At 68.7% G+C, this 15,493-nt stretch carries 14 protein-coding genes; 9 read left to right on the top strand and 5 right to left on the bottom strand.

Annotation, left to right across the window (positions count from 1 at the left end; all coding sequences use genetic code 11):
• Positions 1–69 precede the first annotated feature (69 nt).
• The 4 genes from BMY69_RS04625 to lpxK are packed head-to-tail and all read left to right on the top strand — an operon-like array spanning position 70 to position 3,918.
• Positions 70–729 carry a MotA/TolQ/ExbB proton channel family protein gene (locus BMY69_RS04625; RefSeq protein ID WP_254779039.1) on the top strand — a complete coding sequence of 220 codons (660 nt, stop codon included), beginning with the start codon at positions 70–72 and terminating at the stop codon, positions 727–729.
• Between the two features lie 3 nt (positions 730–732).
• Positions 733–1,161: an ExbD/TolR family protein gene (locus BMY69_RS04620; RefSeq protein WP_090053011.1), complete on the top strand. Its 429-nt coding sequence runs from the start codon at positions 733–735 to the stop codon at positions 1,159–1,161.
• On the top strand, positions 1,158–2,933 hold the full coding sequence (gene msbA / locus BMY69_RS04615) for a lipid A export permease/ATP-binding protein MsbA (protein WP_090175676.1): 1,776 nt from the start codon (positions 1,158–1,160) through the stop codon (positions 2,931–2,933). Before BMY69_RS04620 ends, msbA begins: the two co-directional genes overlap by 4 nt.
• Positions 2,934–2,937: 4 nt before the next feature.
• Positions 2,938–3,918, top strand: a complete 981-nt coding sequence (gene lpxK, locus BMY69_RS04610) for a tetraacyldisaccharide 4'-kinase (RefSeq protein WP_090175674.1) — start codon at positions 2,938–2,940, stop codon at positions 3,916–3,918.
• Between the two features lie 138 nt (positions 3,919–4,056).
• Here lpxK and BMY69_RS04605 read toward each other — a convergent pair whose 3' ends face one another.
• Complete coding sequence (locus BMY69_RS04605) at positions 4,057–4,506, bottom strand: glycine zipper 2TM domain-containing protein (RefSeq protein ID WP_090175673.1); 450 nt, start codon at positions 4,504–4,506, stop codon at positions 4,057–4,059.
• 115 nt (positions 4,507–4,621) lie between these two features.
• Here BMY69_RS04605 and BMY69_RS04600 point away from each other — a divergent pair, with 115 nt between their 5' ends.
• Positions 4,622–6,100 (top strand): cryptochrome/photolyase family protein, encoded by a 1,479-nt coding sequence (locus BMY69_RS04600; RefSeq protein ID WP_090175672.1) that lies wholly within the window; start codon positions 4,622–4,624, stop codon positions 6,098–6,100.
• Here BMY69_RS04600 and BMY69_RS04595 read toward each other — a convergent pair.
• Complete coding sequence (locus BMY69_RS04595; protein ID WP_090175670.1) at positions 6,039–7,226, bottom strand: cation:proton antiporter; 1,188 nt, start codon at positions 7,224–7,226, stop codon at positions 6,039–6,041. The genes BMY69_RS04600 and BMY69_RS04595 overlap by 62 nt on opposite strands.
• Positions 7,227–7,291: 65 nt before the next feature.
• Positions 7,292–8,767 (bottom strand): MFS transporter, encoded by a 1,476-nt coding sequence (locus tag BMY69_RS04590; protein ID WP_090175668.1) that lies wholly within the window; start codon positions 8,765–8,767, stop codon positions 7,292–7,294.
• A 99-nt stretch (positions 8,768–8,866) separates the two neighbouring features.
• Here BMY69_RS04590 and ligA point away from each other — a divergent pair, with 99 nt between their 5' ends.
• From ligA to BMY69_RS04575, 3 genes are read left to right on the top strand one after another with little or no spacing between them, the layout of a single operon-like run.
• Positions 8,867–11,257, top strand: a complete 2,391-nt coding sequence (ligA, locus tag BMY69_RS04585) for an NAD-dependent DNA ligase LigA (RefSeq protein WP_090175667.1) — start codon at positions 8,867–8,869, stop codon at positions 11,255–11,257.
• Entirely contained in the window at positions 11,254–12,204 is a 951-nt protein-coding gene (epmA, locus tag BMY69_RS04580) for an EF-P lysine aminoacylase EpmA (RefSeq protein ID WP_090175665.1), read from the top strand. Before ligA ends, epmA begins: the two co-directional genes overlap by 4 nt.
• A 5-nt stretch (positions 12,205–12,209) precedes the next feature.
• Positions 12,210–12,593: an SMU1112c/YaeR family gloxylase I-like metalloprotein gene (locus tag BMY69_RS04575; protein WP_090175664.1), complete on the top strand. Its 384-nt coding sequence runs from the start codon at positions 12,210–12,212 to the stop codon at positions 12,591–12,593.
• A 106-nt stretch (positions 12,594–12,699) separates the two neighbouring features.
• Here the strand turns inward: BMY69_RS04575 and BMY69_RS04570 are convergent, their stop codons facing one another.
• Together BMY69_RS04570 and sbcB are read right to left on the bottom strand one after the other, a co-directional pair.
• The gene (locus BMY69_RS04570) at positions 12,700–13,386 is read right to left on the bottom strand and encodes a DUF2461 domain-containing protein (protein ID WP_090175662.1); all 687 of its coding nucleotides are present in this window, start codon (positions 13,384–13,386) and stop codon (positions 12,700–12,702) included.
• Positions 13,387–13,394: 8 nt separating this feature from the next.
• Positions 13,395–14,819, bottom strand: a complete 1,425-nt coding sequence (gene sbcB / locus BMY69_RS04565) for an exodeoxyribonuclease I (RefSeq protein ID WP_090175661.1) — start codon at positions 14,817–14,819, stop codon at positions 13,395–13,397.
• A gap of 105 nt (positions 14,820–14,924) precedes the next feature.
• Between sbcB and orn the strand changes: the two genes are divergently transcribed.
• On the top strand, positions 14,925–15,491 hold the full coding sequence (gene orn, locus BMY69_RS04560) for an oligoribonuclease (protein ID WP_090053031.1): 567 nt from the start codon (positions 14,925–14,927) through the stop codon (positions 15,489–15,491).
• Positions 15,492–15,493 lie beyond the last annotated feature (2 nt).

Genomic DNA, 15,493 nt, shown 5'->3' with positions numbered 1-15,493 from the left:
GACTGCTCAGTCCCCCGACCGGCGCCTGCTATCATGCCGGCCTGACTTTTTCTTGGCTCCGGGGTTCACGTGCTCGAGATCCTTCTGGCTGGCGGCTGGGCATTGCTGCCGATCCTCATCTGTTCGCTGGCGGCGCTGGCGATCGTGCTGGAACGTTTCTGGGCCCTGCGCCGCGCGGCCGTGCTGCCGCCGGGGCTCGGCGCCGAGGTCCGCGAGTGGGCCCGCTCGTCGAAGCTCGACGCCGCCCACCTCGCCGCGCTGGAGAAGGGCTCGCCGCTGGGTGAACTGTTCGCCGGCGCGCTCGCGGTCCGCGACCGCCCGCGCGAGCTCATCAAGGAACGCATCGAGGACACCGGCCGCCATGTCGTGCATCGCATGGAGCGTTACCTCAGCACGCTCGGCACCATCGCGCTGATCGGCCCGCTGCTGGGCCTGCTCGGTACGGTCATCGGCCTGATCCGCATGTTCATGAACGTCATGGCCGGCGGCATCGGCGATCCCACGAAGATGGCCGGCGGCATCGGCGAGGCGCTCATCTGCACCGCGTTCGGTCTCATCGTGTCGATTCCCGCGTACGTGCTGCATCGTTACTTCCGCTCTAAGGTCGGCGGTTACGTCGTGCAGATGGAGAAGGAGGCCACCGCGCTCCTCGACGATCTCTCGGCACCGCGCCCGGTCGCGCGCCGTCGCACCGCCGCGCCGGAAGCCGCCGCTCCGCAGGCCGGCTGATCCATGCGCATCGGCTCCCGTCGCGAGGACGACTTCGAGATCAACGTGATCTCGCTGATCGACGTCCTGCTCACCCTGCTGATGTTCTTCGTGCTCAGCACGACGTTCATCGAACACTCGCGCCTCAAGGTGAACCTGCCGAAGGCCGACGCCGAGGCCCGCGAGGGCACCGACAAGGCGCTCACGCTGGTCGTCGACCGTGACGGCCATTACTCGGTCGGTAGCGACGAGGTGCTCGGCGAAGGCATCGATCCGCTCAAGAGCACGATCGAACGCGTGGCGGGCCCCGACCGCGGCCGGCTGGTCGTGATCCGCGCCGACGCCAACACGGCGCACCAGAACGTGGTGCGCGCCATGGACGCCCTCGGCCAGCTCGGCTTCACCCACCTCTCCATCGCCACGACGCCCGGCGATACGGCGGCCAGCCGGTGAGCGGTCAGAAGGTATCGGTCTGGGACGTCCGCACCTGGCAGACCTACAAGCGTCTGCTCAGCTATACGCGACGCTTCCGCACGGCGGGTTACATCGCCATCGTGGGCATGATCGTCGACCCGATCTGCCTTTCGGTGTTCACGGGCATGCTGAAGCCCCTTATCGACAACCTCTTCGTCGACAAGGATCCGTACACGATCTTCTGGATGCCGATCTGGATCGTGTGCATCTTCCTCGTGCGCGGCGTGGCCTCTTATGCCACGGACTACGGCATCGCGTACGTCGGCCGCAACGTGGTGCAGGCGATCCGCGTCGACGTCTTCGCCGCGTACCTGCGCCTGCCGGCGACCTTCTTCGCCCGTGAGCCTTCCGGTCAGCAGATCTCGCGCATCACGTACACGAGCGAGCAGGTGGCTTCGGCGTCCGCCGACTCGCTGAAGGTCGCGGTCACCGAAGGCCTCACGGTCGTCGGCATGCTTTGCGTCATGCTCTACCACAGCGCCTACCTGGCGATGGCGCTGCTGGTGCTCGTGCCGTGCGTCGTCGCGATCGTCACGGTGATCAGCCGTCGCTACCGCAAGATCAGCAAGCGCATCCAGGGCAACATGGGCACGGTGACCAGCGCGGTCGAGGAAGCCGTGGCGGCGAACCGCGAGGTCCGCATCTACGGCGGGCAGCCGCGCGAAGAGGCGCGCTTCGGCGAGGTCGCCGAGCGTCAGCGCCGGCTCAACCTCAAGGTGTCGTCCACCAGCGCGATGTCGAGCGCCACGATCCAGACCACGGGCGCGGTCGCGCTGGCGACGCTCGTGTTCCTCGGCACGCGGCCCGATGTCCTGAACAGCATCACGCCCGGCGTCTTCACGGCGGTGCTCACCGCGATGGGCGCCATGCTTCCGTCGCTGAAGCGCCTCGCTGGCATCCAGGCCAGCCTGCAGAAGGGCGTCACGGCCGCCGAGGACCTCTTCGCGATCATCGACGAGCCCGCGGAAGTCGACAACGGCACCGAGGAACTGGTGCGCACGAAGGGCGACATCCGCTTCGAAGGCGTGAAGCTGGTCTACGAGCGCAACCGGCACGTGGCGCTGCGCGGCGTCGACCTGGTCTGCGCGCCCGGCACCGTCACGGCGCTGGTGGGTCGATCGGGCAGCGGCAAGTCGAGCCTCGTCAGCCTGCTGCCGCGTTTCTACGAGCCGACCGAAGGCCGCATCCTGATCGACGGCCGCGACTACACGCAGTACCGGCTGCCATCGCTGCGCCGCCAGATCGCCTGGGTCGGTCAGCATGTCGTGCTCTTCGACGACACCGTGGCCGCGAACATCGCCTATGGCGAGATGGCCGGCGCGTCGGAAGCCGACATCGTCGCGGCGGCGCAGGCCGCGAACGCGATGGAATTCATCGAGCGCCTGCCGGAAGGCCTGAACACGCGGATCGGGCAGGGCGGCAACTCGCTCTCCGGAGGACAACGCCAGCGCATCGCCATCGCGCGCGCCATCCTCAAGAACGCGCCGATCCTCGTGCTTGACGAAGCCACCAGCGCGCTCGATACCGAATCCGAGCGCCTGATCCAGGATGCCCTGACGCGCCTCATGCGCGATCGCACCACGCTGGTCATCGCCCATCGTCTCTCGACGATCGAGCACGCCGATCAGATCGCCGTGATGGAGCAGGGCCGTATCGTGGAGCTTGGCACGCATCGCGAACTCCTCGACCAGGGCGGTCAGTACGCGGCGCTGCATCGCATGCAGTTCCACGAGCAGGCCACGGCGGGCTGAGCCGGTGGCCCTCGGCGCGTCGCTGCAACGGCGTTGGTACGGCGACGGCACGCCGCCGCTCTGGACGCGTCCCCTCGAGGCGCTCTACGGGCTCGCGGTGCGTCGCCGTGCCGAGCGCTTTCGTGCCGACCCGGCGAGCGTCGTCAGGCTCCCGGTGCCGGTCGTCGTCGTCGGCAACATCACGATCGGCGGGACCGGCAAGACACCGCTGATCGTCGCTCTCGCGAAGGCCATGGCACAGCGGGGATTCCGTCCCGGCATCGTCAGCCGTGGCTACGGCGGCTCCGAACGCGGTCCCTATCTTCTGACCGGCGACGACGATCCGTCGAAGGTCGGCGACGAGCCCAGCCTCATCCGGCAGAGTGGCGTACCGGTGGCCATCGGCCGCGAACGTCCCGAAGCGGCGCGACTGCTGGTCGATGCCGGCTGCGATCTGGTGCTCGCCGACGACGGGCTCCAGCATCATCGGCTCGGCCGGGACGTGGAGATCTGCGTCATCGATGGCGAGCGCCGCCTGGGCAATGGGCACCTGCTGCCTGCCGGTCCGTTGCGCGAACCCGCGAGCCGGCTCGCCACGGTCGATTTCATCGTCGTCAACGGCGGCGTGCCGCGCGGTGGCGAGATCGTCATGCAGCTGGAGGGCGGCGTGGCGGTGAACATGGCCGACGATTCCCTTACCGCGCCGCTGGCGGATTTCGCCGGCCGACCGGCGCACGCCGTCGCCGGCATCGGCAACCCGGCGCGCTTCTTCGCCAGCCTCGCCGCGCAGGGCATCGCGGTCCACGGTCATCCGTTCGCCGACCACCACGCCTTCACGCGCGACGACTTCACGTTCGCGGACGGATGTCCCGTCCTGATGACCGACAAGGACGCCGTGAAATGCCGCGCCTTCGCGCGCCCCAACTGGTGGCGCGTCCCCGTCCGGGCCATCCTCCCCGAACCGTTCTACGACGCCGTCGCCGCACGCATCCGCGCCAGTCGCTGACCGGCGGTTCCACTGCCCGGTGGGAGCCGATCGCATCGGCGATCCCGCGGCAGCGGGCAGGCTTGCCACGAGCGCGCCTTCCACAAAGAAAAAGCCGGCCCAGTGGACCGGCTTTTCTCTCCGCGACAATCGCGAGCGTTACTGCACGCGCTGCACGTTGCCCTGGTCGTCCACGACGACGATGTCGCCCTGGCGGATGGACGAGGCGTCCTTGACCTGTACGTTGGTGTAGCCGCCGGTGCCCATCTTCAGGCGCAGGGTGTAGCTCTCGCTGCCGCCGCCCTTGCCGATGGCGTTGCCCGCGAAGCCGCCGCCGACGGCGCCACCGACCGTGGCGAGCGTGCGGCCCTTGCCCTTGCCGACCTGGTTGCCGAGGACGCCGCCGGCGATGGCGCCGATCACCGCGCCGGCGGTGCCGTGCTCGCGGCCTGCCACGACGTTGTGCTCGATGCTCTGGACGACGCCGCACTGGTCGCAGCGGACGTAGATGCCGTCGGGACGCGTGAGCGTCGCGGCCGACGCGGGCGCCACGGCGGCGGTGGCGAGCAGGGCGGCGAGGGGGAGGCCGAGGACGGTCTTGATGTTCATGGAAACTCCTTTGGGACGACAGGGAAGGCGTCGTCTGCGCTTACAGTCTAAGCATGGCGACTGAACGAAGATCGAGCACGATTCTCACGTCACGTAGTTCATGGATACTACGCCGATGAGTACAGCCATCGTATGGTTCCGCCGCGACCTCCGTCTTGCCGATAACCCCGCGCTGACCGCGGCGGTGAAGGCGCACGACACCGTTCTCGCCGTCTACGTTCACGCACCCGAGGAAGAAGGCGAGTGGGCGCCCGGCGCCGCCAGTCGCTGGTGGCTGCACCACTCGCTGAAGGCGCTCGACGCCTCGCTCGACCGGCTCGGCGGCCGGCTCCACGTGATGCGCGGCCCGTCGCTCGACGCCCTGCGCGCGCTGATCGCCGCGACGGACGCCGAGGCGGTGTATTTCAACCGGCTCTACGAACCGCGCGCGATCCGCCGCGACAAGGCACTACGCAAGGCGCTCGAGGCCGACGGCATCGCCGTCGCATCGTGCAACGCGGCCCTCTGGTGCGAGCCCTGGGACATCGCCACGAAGCAGGGCGAGCCCTACCGGGTGTTCACGCCGTTCTGGCGCAACCTGCGCCCGCGCATCGAAGGTCTGGAACCTTTGCCGGTACCGGATGGCCTGGCATTCGCCGGCGGAAAAGGCGCGGTGTGGGAAGCGCGCTCCCGCGCGAACGGGGCCAGCGCGAGCACCACCGTCGAGGAACTGCGGCTCCTGCCCACCCTCGACTGGGCGCGCGGCTTCGCCGAGTGGACTCCGGGCGAACAGGGTGCCCACGACATGGTCGGGATCTTCGCGGACGACGCCCTCGGGCACTACGCGGACGGCCGCGACCTTCCGGCCCGGCACGGCACCTCGCGACTGTCGCCGCACCTGCATTTCGGGGAGATCTCGCCGGTGCAGATCGCGACATCGTTGCGCGAACACGTGGCGCGCCGCCGTTCCGCCGACATCGAGCCCTACCTGCGCCAGCTTGGCTGGAGGGAATTCGGGCACCACCTGCTGTTCCACTTTCCGAAGACGCCCAGGGAGAACTTCAATCCGGCCTTCGACGGCATGCGCTGGGCCCCCCGGGACGCCCACGCGCTCCGGCGCTGGAAGCAGGGCCTCACCGGCATCCCGATCGTCGACGCGGGGATGCGCGAGCTGTGGGCGACCGGCTGGATGCACAACCGGGTGCGCATGCTCGTGGCGAGCCTGCTGACGAAGAACCTGCGCCAGCACTGGCTGCTCGGCGCGAAATGGTTCTGGGACACGCTCGTCGACGCCGACCTGGCCAACAACGCCATGGGCTGGCAGTGGGTGGCGGGTTCGGGCGCGGATGCCGCGCCGTACTTCCGGATCTTCAACCCGGTGACTCAGTCGGAGAAATTCGACCCGGATGGTGCATACATCCGCCGCTGGGTGCCCGAGCTCGCGAAGGCGCCCGGGCGGCTAGTGCACGCGCCGTGGGAGGATGCCGAATTCCTTCGGCGGTCGGGTTACCCGAAGCCGATCGTCGACCTCAAGAGCTCCCGCGAGGACGCGCTCACGGCGTATCGGCAGTCTCGTGGCGGTCGCGCAGCAGAAGAGCCAGCACGGGAGGAGTGACCATCGCCGTGAGCAGGGACATCGCCACGATCACCGCGTAGAGCCGCTGGTCGAACACGCCGGCGGCCAGGCCCAGGCTGGCGATCACCACGCCCACCTCGCCGCGCGGCACCATGCCGAAGCCGACGATCGTCGCGCCGCGACGTCCGAGGCGGATCGCGCCCAGGAAGCCGCCCGCCAGCTTCGACACGATCGCGATCGCAGTCGCCACCGCGAGCATTCCCAGCGCCGCCGCGCTACCCAACTCCGCGAGGTCGACCTTCGCGCCCGTGACCACGAAGAAGAACGGCGTGAGGAAGGCGAGCAGGGGCGCCGTCTGCTCTTCGAGCTGGTGCCGCTGGCGGGTTTCGGAGGCGATCATGCCGGCCAGGAACGCGCCGATGATCGCGGCGAGGTGGAATCGCATCGAGAGATACGCCAGCCCGAGGCACAGCGCGAGCACGATCGCCAGCGGCGACATCGGGTTGCTCGGCTTGTCCAGCCAGCCGGAGCCCCGGCGCATCACGCGCGTGCCGCCCCAGCCGATGACGGCGACGAAACCCACGGCGCCGAGCAACGTCATGGCGAGGCTGCCGACGTCGACCTGGCCGCCGCCCTGCAGCGACGACACGATGCCGAGCAGCAGCATCGCGAGGATGTCGTCGATGACCGCCGCGCCGAGGATGATCCGTGCCTCCTGTCGCTGCAGCACGCCGAGCTCCTGCAGGACGCGCGCGGTGATGCCCGCCGAGGTGGCGACGAAGGCCGCCGCCACGAACAGGGAACGGACCCAGTCGAAGCCCGACCCATGCGCCCAGATGGCGCCGAGGCCGAAGGGAACGACGACGCCGAGCACGCCGACGAGGAAGGCGCTCGCGCCGACCTTCTTCAGGTCGTCGAGACGGGTTTCCAGGCCCACGGAGAAAAGCAGGAGGATCACGCCGATCTCGGCGAGGACGTCGAGCGGGGTACCCACGGCGATGTCAGGCAGGGCAACCCAGCCCAGCGCCGACGGGCCGATGGCGCACCCGGCGGCGATTTCCCCGACCACCGAGGGAAGCCGCAGACGCTGGGCGATCTCGCCGCCGATCTGCGCGGCGACGAAGATGATGAAGAGGGTGAGCAGGATGCCTGCGGAGTCGTGCATGGGATCGTTCCGGATCGAAGCCGCGAAGGAAGGCGCGGTGTCCTTGAGGGTAGCTTATGCTGGCGTCAGGTGGCCCCGGCCGTTTCCGGAGGCGTGGCCCGCGTGTCGCGCAGGCGTCCGAAGATCCAGCTCGCCGCCAGCGTGATCATGCCCATCACGATCACCGACCAGCGGAAGGCCCACACGTAGCCCTCGGCCGCATGGCTGCCGAGGAAGCCGGCCATCAGCAGCGACGCGAGCGCGATGCCGAAGCTCATCGACAGGTACTGCGCCGTCGAGGCCATCGACGACGCCATGGCCGCGTACTTCACGTCGAGGTCGACGTAGGCCAGCGTGTTCATCGAGGTGTATTGCACCGACATCACCGCGCCGTACACGAAGACGAACGCGGCGATGACGAGCGGTGGCGTCGACGGGCTGAGCAGCGCGAACGCGCAGAGCACGATCGCCACGAGGATCGTGTTGCCCAGGAGCAGGCGGCGGTAGCCGAAGTGCGTGAGCAGGCGGTCGATGAAGGGCTTCACCGCGATGGAGCCGATCGCCTGCGGCACCATCATCAGGCCGGCGGTCAGGGGCGACCATCCGCAACCGATCTGCAGGAACAGCACCAGGAGCAGGTACATGCCCGAGACGCCGAGCCGCGTGAACAGATTGCCCGCGAGCGACACCCACACGCTGCGCACCTTCAGCAGCGACAGATCGCTCACCGGATAGGCGGTGCGGCGGCTGTGCCGTACGTAGAGCGTGCCGAGCGCCACCGCGCCGGCGGTATAGGCCGCCACGAGGAGCCCGTGGCCATCGCCGCCCAGCGTTTCGGCGGCCATCAGGCACAGCGCCGACGCGCCAGCGAAGAGCAGGAAGCCGCTCGTGTCGAAGCGATGCGCGCGATCGAGCCGGTAATCAGGCATCTCCCGCCGGTTGAGCAGCAGGCCCACGAGGCCGACGGGCACGTTGATGAGGAAGATGAGGCGCCAGTTCGTGTACTCGACCAGGGCGCCGCCGAGCAAGGGCCCGAACACCGAGCCGAGCAGGCCGAACGTCGCGACGGTGGTCATCGAACTGACGAACTCGCGACGGTCGATGCTGCGGACGAGCACATAACGACCCACGGGCATCAGCGCGGCACCGCCCAGGCCCTGGATGATGCGCGACACGACCAGTTGCGGAAGGCTCTGCGCCACGCCGCACAGCAGCGAGCCGAGCGCGAACACCAGGATCGCGCCACCGAACACCCGACGCGTGCCGAAACGGTCGCAGAGCCAGGGGCTCATCGGAATGAAGATCGCCAGCGTCAGCACGTAGCTGGTGAGCGCCGTGCGCATGCTGAGCGGCGTCACTGCCAGAGCGCCCGAGATGGCCGGCACGGCGGTGTTGACGATCGTGGAGTCCAGCGCCTGCATGAAGAACGCGGCGGAGACCAGCCAGATCAGGCCACGATAGCGGGCTCTGCTGGAGGGCTCGGCGGGCGCAAGCGCCGGTCGGTCTGTCGGAAGGATCTGAACGTCGGTCGGCTCGGTATTTGCGACGTCGGAGGGTGGCATAGCGCCGGCATTATATCTGATGGGATGATTGCTTTCGCCGCGGCCCCGTCCGACAGTTCAGGGTCGCGTCGGTCAAGCGCATCATCACGGACCCTGCACATGGCACAACCTACCGCCCCCGTCGAAGCCGTCGAGCGCGCGCAGCACCTGCGCCAGCGCATCGAGGACGCGAACTATCGCTATCACGTGCTGGACGATCCGGACATCGCCGATGCGGAGTACGACAGCCTCATGCGCGAGCTCGAGGCGCTGGAAGCCGAGTACGCGGATCTGGCCAGCGACGACTCGCCGACGCGCCGCGTGGGTGCGCGTGCGCGGGGCGGTTTCGCCGAGGTCGTGCACGCCGTGCCGATGCTGTCCCTCGGCAACGCGTTCGAGCAGGAAGGCGAGACCGACCGTGAGAAATACCGTGAAGTGGCCGATTTCGAACGTCGCATCGAGCAGACGCTGCATCGCAGGCAGCCGGAGTTCTCCGTCGAGCCCAAGCTCGACGGCCTCGCCATCAGCCTCACGTACGAGAACGGCGTCTTCGTGCAGGGCGCCACGCGCGGCGACGGCGCGGTGGGCGAAGACGTCACCGCGAACCTGCGCACGGTCAAGGCGATTCCGCTGCGTCTGCGCGGCGACGACTGGCCGCGCGTGATCGAAGTGCGCGGCGAAGTGATCATGCCGCGCGCGGGCTTCGAAGCGTTCAATGAACGTGCCCGCGCGGCGGGCGAGAAGCCGCTCGCGAATCCGCGCAATGGCGCGGCGGGTTCGTTGCGTCAGCTCGATCCGTCCGTCACCGCGAAGCGGCCGCTCGCGTTCTTCGCCTACGCCGTGGGGCGGGTCGAAGGCGGCGAGTTGCCCGATACGCATTCGGCCACGCTCGCGAAGCTGCGCGAATGGGGCTTCCCGGTATCGCCCGAGGTGTCGAAGGCGAAGGGGTTCGAGGGATTGCTGGCGTATTTCCGCCGCATCGGCGAGAAACGCGACAGCCTGCCGTACGACATCGACGGCGTGGTCTACAAGCTCGACGACTACGAGGGCCAGCGCACGATGGGCTTCGTCTCGCGCGCGCCGCGCTGGGCGATCGCGCACAAGTATCCCGCGCAGGAACAGATGACGACGGTGGAGGCCATCGAGATCCAGATCGGCCGCACCGGTGCCGCGACGCCCGTCGCCCGGCTGAAGCCCGTGCAGGTCGCCGGCGTCACCGTCACCAACGCGACCCTGCATAACGCCGACCAGGTCGCTCGCCTCGACGTGCGCGTGGGCGATACCGTGATCGTGCGCCGCGCGGGTGACGTGATCCCCGAGGTCGCGCGCGTCGTGGAGGCCGAGCGGCCCGTCGGCACCGTTCCCTGGAAGATGCCCGCCACGTGCCCCGTGTGCCATTCCGAGCTGCTGAGAGAGGAGGGCGCCGCGGCTTACCGCTGCTCCGGCGGACTGATCTGCGCCGCGCAGCGCAAGGAGGCGCTGATCCATTTCGCCTCGCGTCGCGCCATGGACATCGATGGCCTGGGCGACCGTTTCGTCGACGCGCTCGTCGAATTCGACATGGTGCAGACGCCCGCCGATCTCTACGCCCTGACGGTCGACAGTTTCGTGCGCATGAAGACGCTCGCCGACGAGCGCGACGGCTCGACGCCCGAGACGGTGAAGCAGGGCAAGGTCGCGACGAAGTGGGCGGAGAACCTCGTCGAAGCCATCGAGGCGAGCAAGCGCTCCACGCTGCCGCGCTTCCTCTTCGGCCTCGGCATCATGCACATCGGCGAGAGCACGGCGAAGACGCTGGCGACCTGGCTCGGCTCGCTCGAACACGTGCGACGCACCCCCGCGCCCGTGCTGCGCGTGCTGCCCGACATCGGCGACGAGGTCGCGACGTCGATCGCCGCGTTCTTCGAACAGGAGGGCAACCAGAAGGTGGTCGATGCGTTGCTCGCCGCCGGGATCACCTTCGCCGACGAGGGCGCGCCGTCGCCGAAGCTGCGCGATCGACTCGGCCTCGACGTGCTGCTCGACGCCGCGAAGGTCCCGAAGCTCGGCCCGAAGAGCACCGGCATCCTCGCGCGCCACTACGCGAGCCTCGATGCGCTCGTGAAGGCGGGCGAACACCAGTGGATCGTGGCGGGCGTGCCGCAGGCGGCCGCCACGAACCTGTCGGCGTACCTCGCCGACGCGGAGCACATGGACGAGCTCCGCCGCGCGGACGAAGCGATGCGTCGCCTCGCGTCCGCGTTGCCGGCGAAGGCCGCCGCCGCGCTGCCGCTCGAAGGTCTCACCTACGTCATCACCGGCACGATGGAGTCGCTGAAGCGCGACGACGCCACCGAGCGGCTCGAATCGCTCGGCGCCAAGGTCGCCGGATCGGTGTCGAAGAAGACCACGGGCGTATTCGCGGGCGAAGCGGCCGGATCCAAGCTCGACAAGGCGAACGAGCTCGGCGTGCCGGTGTACACGGAAGCGGATCTGATGGCGTTGCTGGCCGAGCATGGAGTCGCGCCGTGAGCGACGTGAAACACCTGCGCCTGCGCGCCGGGGTCTACGCCAGCATCCGCTCGTTCTTCGCGGAACGGCACGTGCTGGAGGTCGAGACGCCGATGCTCTCCGCCGCCGGCAACACCGACCCGAACATCCAGAGTTTCAGCACACGCTTCACCGGGCACGTCGACGCGGGGTCGCCGTGGCGCTGGCTGCGCACGTCGCCCGAGTTTCCGCTCAAGCGACTGCTCGCCGCGGGCGTCGGCGACTGCTACGAGCTCGGCCGCGTGTTCCGCGACGGCGAGGCGGGCGGTCGGCACAATCCCGAGTTCACGATGCTGGAGTGGTATCGCGTCGGCTGGGACGACGCCATGCTCGCGCGGGAGGTGCTCGAACTCCTCGAGGTCCTCCTGCTGGGAGCGGGGCGCACCATCGACATCGTCGAGACGACGTATCGCGGCCTGTTCCACGACGTCCTCGGTGTCGACGCGCTGACCGATCCCGTCGAGCGCCTGCGCGAGGCGCTGGGCGACATCGGCATCGATCCGGGCGGCCTGGAGCGCGACGACTGGCTCGACCTGCTGATGACGCACCGCATCCAGCCGCATTTCCCGCGCGACCGCGTGACGGTGGTCTCCGATTTTCCGGCCAGCCAGTGCGCGCTCGCGCGCATCCGCCACGACGATCCGCCGGTGGCCGAGCGGTTCGAGGTCTACGTCGGTCCGTACGAGGTGGCCAACGGCTACCACGAACTCAACGACGCGGCCGAGCAGCGCGCGCGCTTCGAGCGCGACAACGCGAAGCGGCGCGAGCGCGGTACGCCCGAGGTGCCGATCGACGAACGCCTGCTCGCCGTCCTCGACACGATGCCCGACTGCGCGGGCGTCGCGCTCGGCGTCGAGCGCCTGCTCATGGTGCTCGCGGGCATCGACGCGATCGCCGACGTGCTTGCGTTCCCATTTTCCGAGGCCTGATCCCGATGCTCGAAGCCATCCACCATGTCGCGCTCATCTGCTCCGACTACGCGCGCTCGAAGGCGTTTTACACCGAGGTGCTGGGACTGCGCGTGATCCACGAGGCGTACCGCGAGGCGCGCGATTCGTGGAAGCTCGATCTGGAAGTCAGCCCCGGCGTGCAGCTGGAGCTGTTCTCGTTCCCGTCACCGCCGAAGCGTCCCTCGAGGCCCGAAGCGCAGGGATTGCGGCACCTGGCCTTCACCGTGACGGACATCGACGCGGCGGTCGCGAAGCTGGCGGGTCACGGCGTTCCGTGCGAGCCGATCCGCGTCGACGAATACACCGGCCGGCGTTTCACGTTTTTCGCCGACCCGGACGATCTGCCGATCGAGCTATACGAACTGTAGGAGCGCGCCTTGCGCGCGACAGTTTTTCGCGATGGGCAACAGGGCCTGTTGCTCAAGGCCTCGAAAGCTGTCGCGCGCAAGGCACGCTCCTACCAACTGGCAGGCCTCAGAACTCGAGTTCCTGTGCCGCGCACAGGTAGTCGACCATCGGTGCCAGTCGCTTGAAGTTGTCGATGACGAAGGGCAGCAGTTCGGCCGAGCATGCCATGGTCTCGTCGAAGTCCTGGCCGGCGGCGAAGTTCTTCCGCTTCAGGTCCTCGATCAGCTCGTGGCCCGGATCGAACCCGCGCGGCGGGCGCGTGAGGCTCTCGCCCCAGAACGAGAACCGTTCCTGGAATGCCTTCGTGTGCGTCGCGCGTTTCCACGCGCCCGGGTTGTCGGCGAGGAACTCGCGCAGCTTCTTCAGCACCGGCGGTTCCGGGTGCCACATACCGCCGCCGACGAAGCATTCGCCGGGCTGGATGTGCAGGTAGAAACCCGGGGCCTGGATCTCGTGCCGGCGCTCGTGGAAGAACCGCGAGCCCTGCCAGCCCTTGTACGGCTGCTTGTCGTTGGCGAAGCGCGTGTCGCGATGGATGCGGTACAGCGATCCGCCGACCTTGCGCGTGTCGGCGCGGAAATGCGGGCTGATCTTCGCCAGCGGCGCGGCCAGGTCGCCGATCAGGGCGAGGAAGGGCTCGCGCACGTGTCGCTCGTAGTCGTCCTTGTGGTCATGGAACCACTCGCGGTTGTTGTTGCGGACGAGGGATCGGAAGAAGCGGAAGGTGGCGGGCGTGAAATAGGGTTTCGGCATGGCGGTCGTCAGCGGAGTTCCTCGCCCCACGCTTCCAGCTCGTCCAGCAGGGCGAGCGGAGCGCCGGGCAGGGCGCGCAGGGTGGCGAGTTCGGTGGTGTATTCGTCGAGGGTGAGCGTGGTGAGCGGGCCGTGCCGGGTCAGCCGGTCGACGCGGAAGGCTTCCCAGCGCGCGTGTTCCTCCAGGCTGAGCGTCTCCGGCCAGTTCCGCGCACGGTAGCGGAACAGCAGTTCGGGGTAGCGCGCGTCGCGGAAGGGGAACGAGCGGGTGCCGAGCTGGTCCGGCGGGGTCGCGCGCACGTCGGCGAGGAGGCGGCGATCGGCGTCCGGAAGGAACGATCCGTAGAGGGCGAGCTCCGGATCTTCGGCAGGCGGCAGGTCCGACGCCTTCGCGTACACGCGGCGCAGCTTCTCCGCCAGGCCGTCGCTGCCGCGCAACGCGTCGAGGTGCCGCTCCACGGCGCCCATGTCGATGCCCAGGCGGCCGTGGTCGGCACCCTTGAGCACCGACAGCGGGGCGAGCGCGGGCGCGTGGTTCGCGCGTACCGTGCGCAACGCGATGCGCTCCACGCCTTCCGGCAGGTCGGCCCGCGCGACGAACACGCGATCGGCGATGTCGTCGCTGTCGAGGGTCAGCAGGTCGGTCGGATCGGCGCTCAGGTCGTAGACGATCACCTCGCCCGCGCGTGTCGGGTGCGCCGCGAGCGGTGCGATCACGGTCAGGCAATGGCGGCTGGCGGGGTAGCGCGACGAGACGTGCACGACGGGCGTCATCGCGGCGACGTCCAGCAGTTCGAACACGCGCTGCTTGCGGCGCAGGGCGTAGTACCAGTCCCAGAGCTTCGGCTGGTGCGTGCGGATGAGGCGTGCCAGGCCGATCAGGGCCTCGACGTCCGAGAGCGCGTCGTGCGCGCGATCCTGCTTGAGGCCATTGGCGGTGGCCAGGTGCTCGAGCTTGAAACTGGGCGTGCCGTCCTCGCGCGTCGGCCAGACGATGCCCTCGGGACGCAGGGCCTCGCACATGCGGACCAGGTCGATCAGGTCCCAGCGCGAGTTGCCGTTCTCCCACTCGCGCCCGTACGGGTCGTAGAAGTTCCGGTAGAGGAGGTGGCGGGTGAACTCGTCGTCGAAACGCAGCGAGTTGTAGCCTACCGTGCAGGTGCCGGGACGGGCGATCTCGTCGTGGATGGCGGCGGCGAAGGCGGCCTCGGACATCCCTTCGCGCTCGGTCAGCTGGGGCGCGATGCCGGTGATCAGGCACGCCGCGGGCTGCGGCGGCATGTCGCGCGGCGGGCGACAGTAGATCATCACCGGCTCGCCCACGATCCGCAGGTCCGCATCGGTGCGGATGCCGGCGAACTGGCTGGGCCGGTCGCGCCGCGGATCGGCGCCGAAGGTTTCGTAGTCGTGCCAGAAGAAGGTCGGTTCGGCCATCCGCGGATGATCTCACGTTCCGTTCACCGGTACGGCCCGCAACTGTCGTCTGCGATACAGGCCGGCCCCCGCCGGGTTAGACTCGACGGCATTCAAGGAGCGCCCATGACACCAGCGAACGACGACAACCTCATCTGGATCGACCTGGAGATGACGGGACTGGATACCGACAACGACTCCATCCTCGAAATCGCCACGATCGTGACGGACAAGGACCTGAACGTCCTCGCCGAGGGGCCGGTGTTCGCCATCTCGCAAACCGACGCGCGCCTCCAGCAGATGGATGCCTGGAACCGCAACCAGCATGGCCGTTCGGGGCTGTGGGCCCGCGCCGTCGAATCCGACGACACGCTGGAGCAGGCCGAAGCCGCCACCATCGCGTTCCTCAAGGAATGGGTGCCCGCCGGCAAGTCGCCGATGTGCGGCAATTCCATCTGCCAGGACCGCCGCTTCCTGCATCGCGAGATGCCGCAGCTCGAGCGATACTTCCATTACCGCAACCTCGACGTCTCCACGCTGAAGGAGTTGTCGCGCCGCTGGTCGCCCGAGATCGCGCGCGGTTTCAGCAAGGACTCCGCGCACACGGCCCTGTCCGACATCCGCGATTCCATCGACGAGCTCCGCCACTACCGCCGCTTCATGGGCGCGCTCGGCGGCCAGCAGCCGGGCTGACC

This window comes from Luteibacter sp. UNC138MFCol5.1, from assembly GCF_900110505.1.
Lineage (GTDB): Bacteria > Pseudomonadota > Gammaproteobacteria > Xanthomonadales > Rhodanobacteraceae > Luteibacter.
Note: the sequence above shows the minus strand (reverse complement) of the source record. Positions and strands in the feature narration are given on the sequence as shown.

Bases quoted from the DNA above. Each gene is read 5' to 3' on its own strand.
- sbcB (WP_090175661.1), bottom strand. From the start codon at position 14,819: ATGGCCGAACCGACCTTCTTCTGGCACGACTACGAAACCTTCGGCGCC.
- BMY69_RS04620 (WP_090053011.1), top strand. From the start codon at position 733: ATGCGCATCGGCTCCCGTCGCGAGGACGACTTCGAGATCAACGTGATC.
- BMY69_RS04575 (WP_090175664.1), top strand. From the start codon at position 12,210: ATGCTCGAAGCCATCCACCATGTCGCGCTCATCTGCTCCGACTACGCG.
- ligA (WP_090175667.1), top strand. From the start codon at position 8,867: ATGGCACAACCTACCGCCCCCGTCGAAGCCGTCGAGCGCGCGCAGCAC.
- BMY69_RS04590 (WP_090175668.1), bottom strand. From the start codon at position 8,767: ATGCCACCCTCCGACGTCGCAAATACCGAGCCGACCGACGTTCAGATC.
- BMY69_RS04600 (WP_090175672.1), top strand. From the start codon at position 4,622: ATGAGTACAGCCATCGTATGGTTCCGCCGCGACCTCCGTCTTGCCGAT.
- BMY69_RS04570 (WP_090175662.1), bottom strand. From the start codon at position 13,386: ATGCCGAAACCCTATTTCACGCCCGCCACCTTCCGCTTCTTCCGATCC.
- orn (WP_090053031.1), top strand. From the start codon at position 14,925: ATGACACCAGCGAACGACGACAACCTCATCTGGATCGACCTGGAGATG.
- BMY69_RS04595 (WP_090175670.1), bottom strand. From the start codon at position 7,226: ATGCACGACTCCGCAGGCATCCTGCTCACCCTCTTCATCATCTTCGTC.
- BMY69_RS04605 (WP_090175673.1), bottom strand. From the start codon at position 4,506: ATGAACATCAAGACCGTCCTCGGCCTCCCCCTCGCCGCCCTGCTCGCC.